The sequence below is a fragment of the Bradyrhizobium sp. USDA 327 genome, from assembly GCF_041262065.1.
GTDB lineage: Bacteria > Pseudomonadota > Alphaproteobacteria > Rhizobiales > Xanthobacteraceae > Bradyrhizobium > Bradyrhizobium liaoningense.
Genome location: NZ_JBGCCW010000001.1, coordinates 5,077,346 through 5,089,443, shown reverse-complemented (window position 1 = coordinate 5,089,443; position 12,098 = coordinate 5,077,346). Strand labels below are relative to the sequence as shown.

General features: G+C 65.1%; 16 protein-coding genes and 1 riboswitch. Of the genes, 4 read left to right on the top strand and 12 right to left on the bottom strand.

The features are described 5' to 3' along the window. The first annotated feature begins 15 nt into the window (after nucleotides 1-15). Nucleotides 16-570, top strand: coding sequence for a transposase (locus ABIA42_RS23950; protein ID WP_370123958.1), 555 nt, complete (start codon nucleotides 16-18; stop codon nucleotides 568-570). 104 nt (nucleotides 571-674) lie between these two features. Here the strand turns inward: ABIA42_RS23950 and ABIA42_RS23945 are convergent, their stop codons facing one another. The 3 genes from ABIA42_RS23945 to ABIA42_RS23935 all read right to left on the bottom strand — a co-directional run bounded on the left by ABIA42_RS23945 (nucleotide 675) and on the right by ABIA42_RS23935 (nucleotide 1,963). Beyond that, nucleotides 675-926 carry a hypothetical protein gene (locus tag ABIA42_RS23945; protein ID WP_370120526.1) on the bottom strand — a complete coding sequence of 84 codons (252 nt, stop codon included), beginning with the start codon at nucleotides 924-926 and terminating at the stop codon, nucleotides 675-677. Nucleotides 927-1,176: 250 nt separating this feature from the next. After that, nucleotides 1,177-1,437, bottom strand: a complete 261-nt coding sequence (locus tag ABIA42_RS23940) for a hypothetical protein (protein ID WP_370120529.1) — start codon at nucleotides 1,435-1,437, stop codon at nucleotides 1,177-1,179. A 142-nt stretch (nucleotides 1,438-1,579) separates the two neighbouring features. Further along, a complete protein-coding gene (locus ABIA42_RS23935) occupies nucleotides 1,580-1,963 on the bottom strand; it encodes a RidA family protein (RefSeq protein ID WP_271530946.1) in 384 nt (127 codons plus the stop codon). A 452-nt stretch (nucleotides 1,964-2,415) separates the two neighbouring features. Here ABIA42_RS23935 and ABIA42_RS23930 point away from each other — a divergent pair, with 452 nt between their 5' ends. After that, nucleotides 2,416-2,850: a hypothetical protein gene (locus tag ABIA42_RS23930; protein WP_370120532.1), complete on the top strand. Its 435-nt coding sequence runs from the start codon at nucleotides 2,416-2,418 to the stop codon at nucleotides 2,848-2,850. Between the two features lie 118 nt (nucleotides 2,851-2,968). Here ABIA42_RS23930 and ABIA42_RS23925 read toward each other — a convergent pair whose 3' ends face one another. From ABIA42_RS23925 to ABIA42_RS23915, 3 genes are all read right to left on the bottom strand, one after another. Further along, the gene (locus tag ABIA42_RS23925; protein ID WP_370120535.1) at nucleotides 2,969-3,616 is read right to left on the bottom strand and encodes a glutathione S-transferase family protein; all 648 of its coding nucleotides are present in this window, start codon (nucleotides 3,614-3,616) and stop codon (nucleotides 2,969-2,971) included. 335 nt (nucleotides 3,617-3,951) lie between these two features. Further along, nucleotides 3,952-4,464, bottom strand: a complete 513-nt coding sequence (locus tag ABIA42_RS23920) for a mismatch-specific DNA-glycosylase (RefSeq protein ID WP_271530943.1) — start codon at nucleotides 4,462-4,464, stop codon at nucleotides 3,952-3,954. Nucleotides 4,465-4,612: 148 nt separating this feature from the next. Next, nucleotides 4,613-4,900, bottom strand: coding sequence for a hypothetical protein (locus ABIA42_RS23915; RefSeq protein WP_271530942.1), 288 nt, complete (start codon nucleotides 4,898-4,900; stop codon nucleotides 4,613-4,615). A gap of 239 nt (nucleotides 4,901-5,139) precedes the next feature. Here ABIA42_RS23915 and ABIA42_RS23910 point away from each other — a divergent pair, with 239 nt between their 5' ends. After that, a complete protein-coding gene (locus ABIA42_RS23910) occupies nucleotides 5,140-5,730 on the top strand; it encodes a DUF4262 domain-containing protein (protein ID WP_370120539.1) in 591 nt (196 codons plus the stop codon). A gap of 94 nt (nucleotides 5,731-5,824) precedes the next feature. On the opposite strand, the gene thiC is transcribed toward ABIA42_RS23910, so the two are convergent. From thiC to ABIA42_RS23880, 6 genes are all read right to left on the bottom strand, one after another. Beyond that, the gene (gene thiC / locus ABIA42_RS23905; protein WP_370120542.1) at nucleotides 5,825-7,723 is read right to left on the bottom strand and encodes a phosphomethylpyrimidine synthase ThiC; all 1,899 of its coding nucleotides are present in this window, start codon (nucleotides 7,721-7,723) and stop codon (nucleotides 5,825-5,827) included. A gap of 267 nt (nucleotides 7,724-7,990) precedes the next feature. Further along, on the bottom strand, nucleotides 7,991-8,599 hold the full coding sequence (locus tag ABIA42_RS23900; RefSeq protein WP_370120545.1) for a thiamine phosphate synthase: 609 nt from the start codon (nucleotides 8,597-8,599) through the stop codon (nucleotides 7,991-7,993). Next, nucleotides 8,586-9,368, bottom strand: a complete 783-nt coding sequence (locus tag ABIA42_RS23895) for a thiazole synthase (protein ID WP_370120548.1) — start codon at nucleotides 9,366-9,368, stop codon at nucleotides 8,586-8,588. Before ABIA42_RS23895 ends, ABIA42_RS23900 begins: the two co-directional genes overlap by 14 nt. 150 nt (nucleotides 9,369-9,518) lie before the next feature. Beyond that, on the bottom strand, nucleotides 9,519-9,716 hold the full coding sequence (thiS, locus tag ABIA42_RS23890; protein ID WP_028178061.1) for a sulfur carrier protein ThiS: 198 nt from the start codon (nucleotides 9,714-9,716) through the stop codon (nucleotides 9,519-9,521). After that, nucleotides 9,707-10,732 carry an FAD-dependent oxidoreductase gene (locus tag ABIA42_RS23885; protein ID WP_370120551.1) on the bottom strand — a complete coding sequence of 342 codons (1,026 nt, stop codon included), beginning with the start codon at nucleotides 10,730-10,732 and terminating at the stop codon, nucleotides 9,707-9,709. Before ABIA42_RS23885 ends, thiS begins: the two co-directional genes overlap by 10 nt. Then, nucleotides 10,720-10,848: riboswitch (TPP riboswitch) on the bottom strand. It overlaps the preceding gene by 13 nt. Before the next feature lie 185 nt (nucleotides 10,849-11,033). Beyond that, nucleotides 11,034-11,576 (bottom strand): transglycosylase SLT domain-containing protein, encoded by a 543-nt coding sequence (locus ABIA42_RS23880; protein WP_370120554.1) that lies wholly within the window; start codon nucleotides 11,574-11,576, stop codon nucleotides 11,034-11,036. A gap of 229 nt (nucleotides 11,577-11,805) precedes the next feature. Between ABIA42_RS23880 and ABIA42_RS23875 the strand changes: the two genes are divergently transcribed. Continuing rightward, nucleotides 11,806-12,021 (top strand): hypothetical protein, encoded by a 216-nt coding sequence (locus tag ABIA42_RS23875; protein ID WP_028178064.1) that lies wholly within the window; start codon nucleotides 11,806-11,808, stop codon nucleotides 12,019-12,021. Nucleotides 12,022-12,098: the final 77 nt, after the last annotated feature.

The following is a 12,098-nucleotide window of genomic DNA, read 5'->3' as shown; positions in this document are numbered from 1 at the left end:
GGGTCAGGTCTCGCCATGGTTCTGTACCGCAGAAATTTTCTTCCCGGCGGCACTTATTTCTTTACGGTGACGCTTTTCGACCGTCGGTCAAGCGTCCTTACTGACAATATCGACTCTCTGCGCAGCGCCTTCCGAACCGCTCGCAAGGAGCGTCCGTTCGAGATCGACACTATCGTGATCCTTCCGGATCATCTGCATGCGGTCATGAGACTTCCGCCGGACGACGATGACTTCGCAGGACGCTGGCGCCGGATCAAGGGGCACTTCAGCACTGCTCTGCTTCATGCAGGTGTCGACATAGCTCGCCACTCCAATGGAGAACTGGCGCTATGGCAGCGGCGATACTGGGAGCACACGATCCGCGACGAAGACGACTTCGCACGTCATGTCGACTACGTTCACTTCAACCCTGTCAAGCACGGTTACGTTCGGCGTGTCGGCGATTGGCCGCATTCGTCCTTCCACCGCTACGTGCGGGCGGGATTGCTGCCGGAGGATTGGGCCGGTGAGGTCGGAGGAAGCGGGGATGCATTCGGTGAACGTGCTGAGGAGGGCCGACTGGGAGGATAGACCGGCTCCCGGATATCGCTTCGCTCATCCGGGCTACGGGAGCCGGGCGAAACAGCCGGGCAAGGAGCGTCCCTCGCCCGGCTCTTCGTCCGCGAATCGAATTGTCACCAGGTGCAGTGGCCGTTCTTCAGCGCCGAGTCCTTCAGCACGAGGGCATCGATGAAGGTCGGCACGCTCGCGCTGGCGCGGTGGTAGCCGGCCGGCCACGGCGTGGTCGGGATGCTCTCGTCCCAGATCTGGCAGAAGCCGCTGTCCTGCCAGCGGATCAGATGATAGCTGGCTTCGGCAGGGCTCGCGGCGGCGAAGGCGGTGACGGCAAGACCGACGGCAGCGCACAGCACGGAAATACGACGCATGATCAGCTCCTCAAAATGAAAGACGTGATGCGCCTCCCGACAATGACGGGAGGGGTGGCGCGGGACGCTTTGGGGATGCGCCCCGGACAAGATGTGAGTAGTTCCGCCGGCCGGTCAGGTTCAAAAAAGCCGCTGCGGGAAATGCGCAATTCAGGCCGGAACAGAACGGCTTCTGCAAAAGAGAAGGGCGGACCATTCGCGCGGTCCGCCCCATCAAGGCTCATCCGTAAACGCGTCCGTCGCGTCGCGCTCAGAGCGTGCAGCGGCGCTCGGCGCGCATCTTGATCTGGAGGTCGGACGCCTCCTGGAAGGTCGGAAGCGGCTTGCTGACGACCTTGTAGGTCGACGCGCCGATTTGGAACGGCTTGTACTTGAGGTCCTCGTTCCAGACCTGGCAGATGCCGGTGTTGTCCCAGCGGATCACGTAATAGCCGACCGCCGCCGAGGCCGGCACGGCGAACACGGACGAAGCGATGCCGGCAACGGCACAGAGCGCGAGAGCGCGACGCATGAAATATCTCCTTGTGGGGGAAGTGGATCGGAAAATTCGTGCGGTAAAAGCAGGTCCTTTGCAAGCCGGGGAGCGGCCGCTCACGGACATGTCAGACGCAACCGCGCATTTGGTTCGGCCGCGTGCCCGGCAGGCCACACGCTCACTTCGAAAGCGACGCCACCGCCTCGATCTCGATCAGCATCTTCGGATCGGGCAGGGCCTGCACCACGCAGGTCGTGCGCGCAGGATAGGGCGGCGGGCCGAAGGCGCCGGCATAGAGCGCGTTCATGGCGGCGACGTCGGCGGCGCGGGTCAGGAGCACGTTGACCTTGACGAGGTCGCGCACGCTGGCGCCGGCCTCGCCCAGCACGCGCTTGATGTTGACCACGACGTTGGCGAACTGGGCCTCGAAACTGTCGGGCAGCGCGCCATTGGCATCGAAGCCGGGAATGCCCGAGACGAACAGGAGATCGCCGACCCGCGTCGCAAAGGACAGTGGCGGCGCCTTGACGTGCGGCGGGGGCGCGAAATGCTGGATCGGCATGGGGTCACCTCGGAAGCGGTCGCGGACGCAGGAGCGTAGCGGCAGGCGCGGCGCGGTCAAAACAAAAAGTGCGAAAACAACCCCATGCACAGTAGACGCCGCACGGAAATCATTGATGTTTTCCAGAATTCGCGAAAGGCGAAACCCCCGCTTGCTCCGTCGGGCAAAACAGGGGCAGAATGGCATCCTGGAAGTTGGTCTGCGCTATCCCCAAACTCCGTCGTCATGCCCCGGCTCGACCGGGGCATCCAGTACGCCGCGGCCCCGCGGTTCAATCATCATCGCTTCTGGGATGCTGGATCGCCCGGTCAAGCCGGGCGATGACAGTTGAATGCGCTGCTACGTCTCGCGTATCAGGCCCGCGCCCCATCATGTTGCCGCCGCGATCGATCGGATACATTCGCCGCGTCTGATTCGAATCCACTCTTGAAAAATAGCCCCCGGAGACACCCATGAAGATCGCATCCACCTTTCGCGCCGCGCTGCTCGTCATCGCCGCCCTGGCCGGCCTTTCGACCGCTGCGCGGGCCGACAGCGGCTTCGTGACGCTGACGATCTACAAGGCGGGCTGGATCATCGGCGGCTCCGGCGGCTCGGGCGTGCTGAACTTCCGCGGCCGCTCCTATGCGCTCTCCACCGGCGGCCTCGACTACGGCCTCGTGTTCGGCGGCTCGAAAACCGTGCTGCGCGGGCGCGTCTCCAACATCAACCGTCCCTCGGACGTCGCCGGAGTCTACGGTGCCGCCGGTGCCGGCCTTGCGGTCGGCCGCGGCGCCCGCGCCATCGTGCTGACCAACCAGAAGGGCGCGGTGCTGGAGCTGACGGGTCACCAGGTCGGGTTGATGGCGAACGCGGATCTCAGCGGGCTCGCGATCACGATGCGGTAGGGGGAGCGCCCCTCGCCGCAGATCGTAGCCCGCATGAGCGGCAGCGACATGCGGGAGCAGTCTCCCCGGATATCGCTTCCGCCTTCGCTCTTCGAGCTACGGCGGACAAGCATCCGGGCTACGAACGCGATGTAGCGGTGAACACCGCCAGCTGCGCATCGAACGCGCGCCTGAACGCCGGCCGCGCCTCGCCGCGGGCGACATAGGCGGCGATTTCAGGATATTCGTCCAGCAGGCGAGATGCGTTCAACCGGCGCAGCACCGTCACCATCATGAGATCGCTGGCGCTGAACGCGCCGTCGAGCCAGTCGGCACCGCCGAGGCGGCGGGACAGTTCGCCGAGCCTGACACGGACGCGGTCCTGCAGCATGGGCAAGCGCTCCGCGTGCCAGCTCCTGTCGCGCTCGACCAGCATCGCCATGTCGAGCTCGACGATCGGCGGCTCCAGCGTGCTCAGCGCCGCGAACATCCAGGCGATCGCGCGGCTCCTGGCGTTCGCATCAAGCGGCAGCAGCCCGCCATGGCGTTCGGCGATGTGGAGCACGATCGCGCCGGACTCGAACAGCGCGAGATCGCCATCCTCATAGGTCGGGATCTGCCCGAACGGATGCAGCGCAAGATGCGTCGGCTGCTTCATCGCCGCGAACGAGACCAAGCGGACGTCGTAGGGCTGGCCGACCTCTTCGAGCGCCCAGCGCACCCGCATGTCGCGGGCCTGGCCCCGGCCGCGGTCGGGGGAGTTTTCGAAGGCGGTGATGGTGGGCATCGGGGGGCTCCGGTTGATCGCGCTTTGCATCCAGAGGACGAACGAGCGGGGCGGATACCGACAGACTACTTCGTAGGGCCTGTAGCCCGCATGAGCGAAGCGACATGCGGGTCAACCGCCGATCCCGGATATCGCTTCGCTCATCCGGGCTACGAGCTGCCCGCCACAACCACGGTGTCGTCCCGGCGAACGCCGGGACCCATACCGCGTGATCTATCTGTTGCGGCTTGTCCCAGTACCGAAACGACGAGTCTTCGCCAAACTTCTCCGTGGGGTTATGGGTCCCGCGTTCGCGGGGACGACAGCGGAATGTGACGCGCTATTGTTCGCTGAACCTACGCGGCGATCCACACCGCAAGCTCGCGCCACGGCTCCAGCGTCCAATGCCCGGACGCCGCACCTGACGGCGAGGGCAGTACGAACGTCTCCGGCCAGCTTCCATCGCGCGGCTGTCGCCCCAGCGCAATCGCAGCTGACGGCCTGCGGTAAAACAAGCTCGCCGCCTTCTTGCTCGTGAACGCAATCGTCCGCGGCCGGTATTTTTCGATCTTGGCCCTGAATCCCGGCACGTCGATCGTCTCCGCCGCGATCTGGTGATCCATCCCGGCGGCCGTCTTGCAGAGATCGGTGAAGCCGATCCCGAGCGCGATCAGCGAAGCAAACTCGCCCGGCTGATAGCGCCGCGGCGTGATCCCGGCCTCATGGATCGCGCGCCAAAAGCGGTTACCGGGATGGGCGTAGTAGTGCCCGAGCTCGGCCGAGCGCGTCGAGGCGGCGGTACCGACGAAGACGAGGCGGAGGTGGGGACGGAGCTGGTCGGGGAGGCGCTGGGGCGGCACGTCAGTCATTCGCAGCCGTAGCCCGCATGAGCGAAGCGATATGCGGGACGACAAAGGTCCCGGATGTCGCTTCGCTCATCCGGGCTACGCGGCCTAAATTGATCGAGAAACAGGCGCAATCGCTCGACGTCCTCAACGGCGTCGGGCGAAAGCAGGATCATCCGATCCTGCGCGCCGCCGGCCGTGGCAACTCCTTCGCCGAACCCCAGCTCGCGACCCAGTCCTTCACCTCGTTGAGCGGCACGGCGGCGCCGCTCTTTCTGAAATCATTCAGTCGCCGGCGATCCTCAGCGATGTCGGGGCCGGCGATATCGACCACGGAATCGAGCAGCGCCACGGCCTCCGCGAGCACGGCGGCGACATGCTGCCCGCGCTCGTCTGCCATCTCGCGCAAACGCGCGTCGGTGTCGGCGTCGAGATCCAGCGTGCGGCGAATGATGTTCATGGATTCAGAATAGGCGCGGAGGGGGAATTTGTCGAGGTGGCCGAATTGGAGAGATCGGTGAAGCCGATCCCGAGTGCGAGCAGCTCAACGAGCTCCGAGCGCGCCGATGCCGACGAAGACGAGGCGGAGGTTGGAGCGGAGCTGGTCGGGGAGGCGGTGGGGGGGCGGGCAAATCATCTATCCGCATAGTTGTAGCCCGCATAAGCGTCAGCGACATGCGGGGCCACTGTCAATCCCGGATGTCGCTTCGCTCATCCGGGCTACGCCTGCTATCTATCCTACGCGCTGCTGATGTAGGCTCGCCCGCACGAGCAAGAAATGCTTGCCAGCTTGGCGGAGTGAAGATGCAAGAGCAGTTCGAGTGGCCCGAGCCCGAGCAGGAAGCCGATAAGGTCGTTTTGCGTAACGTCCGCAACCGCGGCTGCCATATCGTCGGCATCCCCGGAGCCAATCCGCCGTTTGCATTTTCAATCGGCCTGTTTCTGAACTTTGGCCACCCCGAGCTCGTCATCTTCGGCCAGAGCTCCGAAAACGCGCAAGCCATCATCAACCTTATCCGCGACCGCGCGGCATCCGGTCATAAATTCGCCGACGGCGATATCTCCGATGATTTGCTGGAGAACGACTACAAGCTCGGCTTCTGGCAGGTGCCGTTCGCGGCCTATCCCGAGTATCTCGGCACGGCGATCTGGTTCTACTGTAAATCCCGGCTCGCATTCCCCTGTCTCCAGATCATCTGGCAGGACGTCGATCGGCGTTTCCCCTGGGAAGCGGAATGCTCGTCCGCTGTCAAAGAGCAGCAGCCATTGTTGAAGAACAAGGTTCTTTGAAGCGACGTCTCGCAAAAAAGCCGGGCTGTCCGCCCGGCCTTTGGCTTTTAGAAGGATGCCCGGGTCAAGCCCGGGCATGACGAACGGAGGGGCCTCACAACACCCGATTACTCTCCTTCACCCTCTCCGCATCCAGATACAAGCTCTCGCCCATCTCCTTGAACTTCGCGCTCATCTTCGCCATGCCGTCCTCGGCGGTGCCGCTCATCGACATGCCCACGCTGTTCGGATCGTTCAGCGTCGCCGCGTAGTCGCGCACGTCCTGGGTGATCTTCATCGAGCAGAATTTCGGGCCGCACATCGAGCAGAAGTGCGCGACCTTGTGGGCTTCCTTCGGCAGGGTCTCGTCGTGGAAGTTCTTGGCGGTCTCGGGATCGAGGCCGAGGTTGAACTGGTCGGTCCAGCGGAATTCGAACCTCGCGCGGGAGAGGGCGTCGTCGCGCAGTTGCGCGGCGGGGTGGCCCTTGGCGAGGTCGGCGGCGTGGGCGGCGATCTTGTAGGTGATGACGCCGGTCTTGACGTCGTTGCGGTCAGGCAGGCCGAGATGCTCCTTCGGCGTGACGTAGCAGAGCATGGCGCAGCCGAACCAGCCGATCATGGCGGCACCGATGCCTGACGTGATGTGGTCATAGCCCGGCGCGATGTCGGTGGTCAGTGGCCCGAGGGTGTAGAACGGCGCTTCGCCGCACTCCTTCAGCTGCTTGTCCATGTTGATCTTGATCTTGTGCATCGGCACGTGGCCGGGGCCTTCGATCATGACCTGGCAGCCCTTGTCCCACGCGATCTTGGTCAGCTCGCCGAGCGTTTCGAGTTCGGCAAACTGCGCGCGGTCGTTCGCATCCGCGATCGAGCCGGGACGCAGGCCGTCGCCGAGCGAGAACGAGACGTCATACTTGCGCATGAGGTCGCAGATCTCGTCGAAATGCGTATAGAGGAAGCTTTCCTTGTGATGCGCCAGGCACCACTTCGCCATGATCGAGCCGCCGCGCGAGACGATGCCGGTGACGCGGTTGGCGGTGAGGTGGATGTATTGCAGGCGGACGCCGGCGTGGATGGTGAAATAGTCGACGCCCTGCTCGCACTGCTCGATCAGGGTGTCCTTGTAGAGCTCCCAGGTCAGCTGCACCGGATCGCCGTTGCACTTCTCCAGCGCCTGGTAGATCGGCACGGTGCCGATCGGCACCGGCGCATTGCGCAAAATCCACTCACGCGTGGTGTGGATGTTGCGGCCGGTGGAGAGGTCCATCACGGTGTCGGCGCCCCAGCGGATCGCCCACACCATCTTCTCGACCTCTTCCTCGACCGACGAGGTCACCGCCGAGTTGCCGATATTGGCGTTGATCTTGGTCAGGAAGTTGCGGCCGATGATCATCGGCTCGAGTTCACTGTGGTTGATGTTGGAGGGGATGATGGCGCGGCCGCGCGCGATCTCGTCGCGCACGAACTCCGGCGTGATGAAGGCGGGCACGGAGGCGCCAAAGCTCTCGCCGTCGGCGAGGGCGGCTTCGGCGCGCTCCAGCTGTTGCTTGCGGCCAAGATTCTCGCGCGCGGCGACGTAGATCATCTCCTTGGTGATGATGCCGGCGCGGGCGAATTCGAGCTGGGTGATCTTGTGGCCGTCGAGGCCGCGTAAGGGTTTGTGATAGGCCGAGAAGGCGCGCGCGGCCTTGTCGGTGGAGAGGTTGCCATTGTCCTCCGGCTTGATCTGCCGGCCCTCATATTCCTCGACGCCGCCGCGCTCCAGCACCCAAGCCTTACGGTTACGCGGCAGGCCGGCGTTGACGTCGATGGTGACGGACGGGTCAGTGTAGGGGCCGGACGTGTCGTAGACCGGCAGGTTCGGCTCGCCCGCGCCTTCGGACAGAATGATCTCGCGCAGCGGCACGCGCAGGTCGGGCGCGGCGTCAGGCGTCGCGAAGATCTTGCGCGAGGAGGGAAGGGGGCCGGTGGTGACGGCGGGGACGGTCTTGTCGGGGTTGGAGCGGATGTTCATGGGGATCCTCCGGTTTTAATGGGCGTCGTTCCGGACGGACCGCATTGCGGTCCGATCCGGAACCTCGAGGTTATTGAGCGAGATTCCGGGTTCGGCTCTGCGAGCCGCCCCGGAATGACGCCGGTGGAAGGTTCTCTGTCATCCCCGCGAAAGCGGGGATCCAGTACGCCGAGGCGGTGCGGGTGGAGCCGAGAAGCCGCGGCGTACTGGATCGCCCGGTCAAGCCGGGCGATGACAGTGGCGTGTGGGGTGGGAGCGGGACCTGCATCACGCGGCCTCCTTCGACAGGCCGAGCCATTGCCGCACGCGGGCGTCGGGATCGGGGTTTTGCGTCACGTCCGAAACCACCGCGATGGAGTCCGCGCCCGCGGCAAAGATCTCTGCGGCGTGCTCGAACTTGATGCCGCCGATGGCGACCAGCGGGATGTTGCCGATGCGCTTCTTCCATTCCGTGATTTTGGGAATGCCCTGCGGCTCGAAACGCATCGATTTGAGCGTGGTGAAGAAGATCGGGCCGAGCGCGACGTAGTCGGGCTGGGCTTCGAGCGCCGTCTCCAACTCGGCGTCGTCATGGGTGGAGATGCCGAGCTTGAGGCCGGCCTCGCGGATCGCCTTGAGGTCGGCCTCAGTGAGATCCTCCTGGCCGAGATGCAGATATTCCGCGCCGGCGACGACCGCCGCGCGCCAATAGTCGTTCACGACCAGCTTGGCCTGCGTGCCCCTGGTGATCGCCAGCGCGTCGCTGACGATCTGAAGCGCCTGCGAGTCGTCGAGCTCTTTCGCGCGCAGCTGGATGGTGCCGACGCCGAGTTTCGTCAGGCGCTCGACCCATTGAAGGCTGTCGACGACGGGATAGAAACGATCAGGATACGGCATGCCAGAACGGGGTCCCAACGACAGGGGTGGAAGGGGAGGCGAAGTCGCGGGCGTTCATCAGCCCGGCCTCGTAAGCGGTGCGGCCGGCATCACAGCCGAGGCGGAAGGCGTTGGCCATCGCGACGGGATCGGCGGCCTTGGCGATGGCGGTGTTGAGCAGCACGGCGTCATAGCCGAGCTCGAGCGCCTGCGCCGCGTGGCTGGGCGCGCCCAGGCCGGCGTCGACCACCAGCGTGATGTCGGGCAGGCGCTCGCGCAGCAGCTTCAGCGCATCGCGGTTGGTGATGCCCTTCGCGCTGCCGATGGGCGCGGCCCACGGCATCACCACCTTGCAGCCGGCATCGACCAGGCGGTTGGCAACCGAGAGATCCTCGGTGCAATAGGGGAACACTTCAAACCCGTCCTTGGTCAGGATGGTCGCGGCTTCGACGAGGCCGACGACGTCGGGCTGCAGCGTGTCGTTGTCGGCGATCACCTCCAGCTTGATCCAGTTCGTTCCGAACAGCTCGCGTGCGAGCTTGGCGGTCGTCACGGCCTCGCGCACGGTGCGGCAGCCGGCGGTGTTCGGCAGCACGGTGACGTCGAGCTCGCGGATCAGCTTCCAGAACGCGTCGCCGGTCTTGCCGCCGGCGGATTCGCGCCGCAGCGACACCGTGACGATATTGGCGCCGGAAGCGCGGATCGCGTCCTGCATGATCGCGGGCGAAGGATAGAGCGCGCTGCCGATCAGGAGGCGCGAGGCGAAGGTCTTGCCGTAGAAGGTCACCATGTTGAATTCCCCGTCATTCCGGACGGGCCGCGGTACGCGGACCGATCCGGAATCTCGAAGTTGTGGCGCGAGATTCCGGGTTCACGCTTCGCGTGCCCCGGAATGACGGGCCAAAAAGAGCCGTCGTCGCGAAGAGAGTGTGCCATCCCATCACCCTCCCTGCCGCGGCGTGATGATCTCGATCTCGTCGCCGGCCTTCAGTGCGGTCTCGGCCCAGCGGCTTTTCGGCACGACGTCGTAGTTGAGCGCGATGGCGAAATGGGTGCCCTCATAGTCGAGCTCGGTGAGCAGCGCGTCGACGCTTGCGGAAGTCACCTCGCGCTGCTCGCCGTTGACGATCACAAGCACTGCATCACCTCGTTGTCGATCTGGCCACGCTGGACATAGGCCAGCGTCAGCTCGGCGAGAGCAGGCGCGATCAGGAAGCCGTGGCGGTAGAGCCCGTTGACGCTGATCTTGCCGTCGCGAATGCCGATGCGCGGCAGATTGTCGGGATAGGCAGGCCGCAGGCCCGAGCCGAATTCGAGGATGCGGGCCTCGCCGAACGCCGGATGCACGGTATAGGCCGCACCCAAAAGCTCCAGCGCCGAGCGCACGCTGACGCCGGTGTCTTCCGCTTCGATCGAGGTCGCGCCCAGCATGAACAGGCCATTCTCGCGCGGGATCACGTAGAGCGGCCAGCGCGGATGGATCAGCCGCACGGGGCGCGCCAGCTGCACCTCGCTGGTCTCGATCAGGATCATCTCGCCCTTGACGCCGCGAAGCTCGCCCTGCTCGTCGCGGGCGCTGATGCCGCGGCAGTCGATCACGATGCCTTTGGGATTCAGGTTTGTGAGGTCGTCTGCGGTGACATCGCTGCAAAACCTGATGGTGCCGCCGGCGGCGCGGATGCGCTCGTGCAGCTTCGGCAGCACGCGGCGCGGCTCGACATGGCCCTCGGCCGGGAAGAACAGCGCGTCGCGGAACCGGCCCTCCAGCGAAGGCTCCAGCGCGGCGAGCCCTGCGGCGTCGAGCCGCTGATGGCCCTCGGTCATGCGCGCAAAGCGCTCGAAATCGTTGCGCTCGCGCGGATGGGCGACGACGAGCGAGCCGTTGAAAGGCGTGTCGGGCAGCTCGCGCCGCCAGATGTCGAGCGAGCGCAGCCCCAGGCGGCTGATGATGGGCTCTGCGACCTCGGCCTCGCAATAGGGCGCGAGCATGCCCCCGGCCCAATGGCTGGTGGCGTCCGTCATCGCCTCGTCACCGCGCTCGTGCAAGGTCACGGCGTGACCGGCCTGTGCGAACAGCAGGGCCTGCCAGGCTCCCGCAATGCCTGCGCCGATGATGGATACCGGGGAATCCGGTCGCTTGATGGTCTGCAACATCCCTGTCCCTTCGCCGGCATGACCCGGATCAGGTTCAAAGGGTCACCGCGGTCCTGGGCAGGATTGCCCATTTAGCGGTATCTCAGCTCCTCCTCGGAGCACCCCTCGGAACGGGTCTAATGTATGCCAGTGACGGGCAGTGTCAACGCGTGTTGGCCCGGAACCTCACCGTTCGTGCCCCGGACGCAGCGCATCACGAAGTGGCGCGCTGCTGAGCCGGGGCCCATGCTGATGCCGGGATGCTGGGTCCCGGCTCTGCGCAGCAGCGTTGCAAGCTGCAGCGCGTCCGGGACACGAGAGCCTACTTCGAGGCCTGCGCCCGCGCGTTGCGGAAGCCTTGTGCGAGCTTGCGGCGCGGCTCGGTTCCAAACATCGGCTGCGGATTGCCGTTCGGCTCGAGCCAGCTCTCGTTGCTGGCCTGCTGCACGATCGTCTGTTGCTGGTCCTGGCGCTGGCGCTTTGCAGCGTAGTAATAGCCGCCCGCGAAATAACGCACAGCTCGGGCATGATCGCCATTGGCGGCGCGATAGGCGCCGGCGAGGTATTTGACCGCATAAGTGAGATTGGTGTTGGGATCGCGCAGGCCGGCGGCATCGCCGGTGTAGCCGACCCCGCGGGCGGTCGCGAGCTTGATCTGCATCAGCCCGATGGTGCCGCCACGGCCGACGAGGTGCGGCTGGTAACGGCTCTCGCGCATGATCACGCGGTGCACCAGCGCTTCCGGCACGCCGTTGGCGCGGGCATGGGCCGCGACCATCTCGGCATATTCGGCTTCGCCGGCGAATGCAGCTTGCGGCAAAATCAATCCGGCCGCGAGCAGCGCGGCAACGCGTAAAATTTTCATCATTTATCCCCGACTTGCCTGCGCCCGGCTGCCGTTAGGCAACCCGAACGCGGCGATGATGTGACCAAACGACGCCGTTAACGTTTTTGCGGTGCCGTGCCGCCGTTACGACTCAAAGCTGGCGTAATCGGGCTTCCGGGGCGGATGATCCCCGCGCGACAGCACGCCTGTCTATTCGTGCCGGCTCGCGAAAGCGAGCCCGCAAGCGCTGCAAATCGGGAGAGGTGCCATGACAAAAGCCAGCCTGGTCAGTGCACACACCGGTGACATCCCCAGACACAACCCTTGTGCCCAGTGCGGCACGCCGATCGCGCAGCCCGACTGGATCGAGCCGGGCGAGGGACGCGTCTCCTACCTCTGGACCTGCCGCGCCTGCAATTATCGGTTCGAGGCGGTGGCCATCTTCCCGCATGAGGCTGTCGAGCACCCGCCGCTCGCGGCGTGAGGTGTCGTCTCAAGAGGGCATGATCTCCGCGCAAACGCGTTCCGCGTTTGTCGCGAGGGAAAACCGCTGCACACTTT

Bases quoted from the DNA above. Each gene is read 5' to 3' on its own strand.
- ABIA42_RS23945 (WP_370120526.1), bottom strand. From the start codon at position 926: ATGCGTCGTATTTCCGTGCTGTGCGCTGCCGTCGGTCTTGCCGTCACC.
- ABIA42_RS23895 (WP_370120548.1), bottom strand. From the start codon at position 9,368: ATGGTGACCTTCTACGGCAAGACCTTCGCCTCGCGCCTCCTGATCGGC.
- ABIA42_RS23920 (WP_271530943.1), bottom strand. From the start codon at position 4,464: ATGACTGACGTGCCGCCCCAGCGCCTCCCCGACCAGCTCCGTCCCCAC.
- ABIA42_RS23880 (WP_370120554.1), bottom strand. From the start codon at position 11,576: ATGAAAATTTTACGCGTTGCCGCGCTGCTCGCGGCCGGATTGATTTTG.
- ABIA42_RS23935 (WP_271530946.1), bottom strand. From the start codon at position 1,963: ATGCCGATCCAGCATTTCGCGCCCCCGCCGCACGTCAAGGCGCCGCCA.
- ABIA42_RS23915 (WP_271530942.1), bottom strand. From the start codon at position 4,900: ATGAACATCATTCGCCGCACGCTGGATCTCGACGCCGACACCGACGCG.
- ABIA42_RS23925 (WP_370120535.1), bottom strand. From the start codon at position 3,616: ATGCCCACCATCACCGCCTTCGAAAACTCCCCCGACCGCGGCCGGGGC.
- ABIA42_RS23910 (WP_370120539.1), top strand. From the start codon at position 5,140: ATGTCGCTTCGCTCATCCGGGCTACGCCTGCTATCTATCCTACGCGCT.
- thiC (WP_370120542.1), bottom strand. From the start codon at position 7,723: ATGAACATCCGCTCCAACCCCGACAAGACCGTCCCCGCCGTCACCACC.
- ABIA42_RS23900 (WP_370120545.1), bottom strand. From the start codon at position 8,599: ATGCCGTATCCTGATCGTTTCTATCCCGTCGTCGACAGCCTTCAATGG.
- ABIA42_RS23940 (WP_370120529.1), bottom strand. From the start codon at position 1,437: ATGCGTCGCGCTCTCGCGCTCTGTGCCGTTGCCGGCATCGCTTCGTCC.
- ABIA42_RS23950 (WP_370123958.1), top strand. From the start codon at position 16: ATGGTTCTGTACCGCAGAAATTTTCTTCCCGGCGGCACTTATTTCTTT.
- ABIA42_RS23875 (WP_028178064.1), top strand. From the start codon at position 11,806: ATGACAAAAGCCAGCCTGGTCAGTGCACACACCGGTGACATCCCCAGA.
- ABIA42_RS23930 (WP_370120532.1), top strand. From the start codon at position 2,416: ATGAAGATCGCATCCACCTTTCGCGCCGCGCTGCTCGTCATCGCCGCC.
- ABIA42_RS23885 (WP_370120551.1), bottom strand. From the start codon at position 10,732: ATGTTGCAGACCATCAAGCGACCGGATTCCCCGGTATCCATCATCGGC.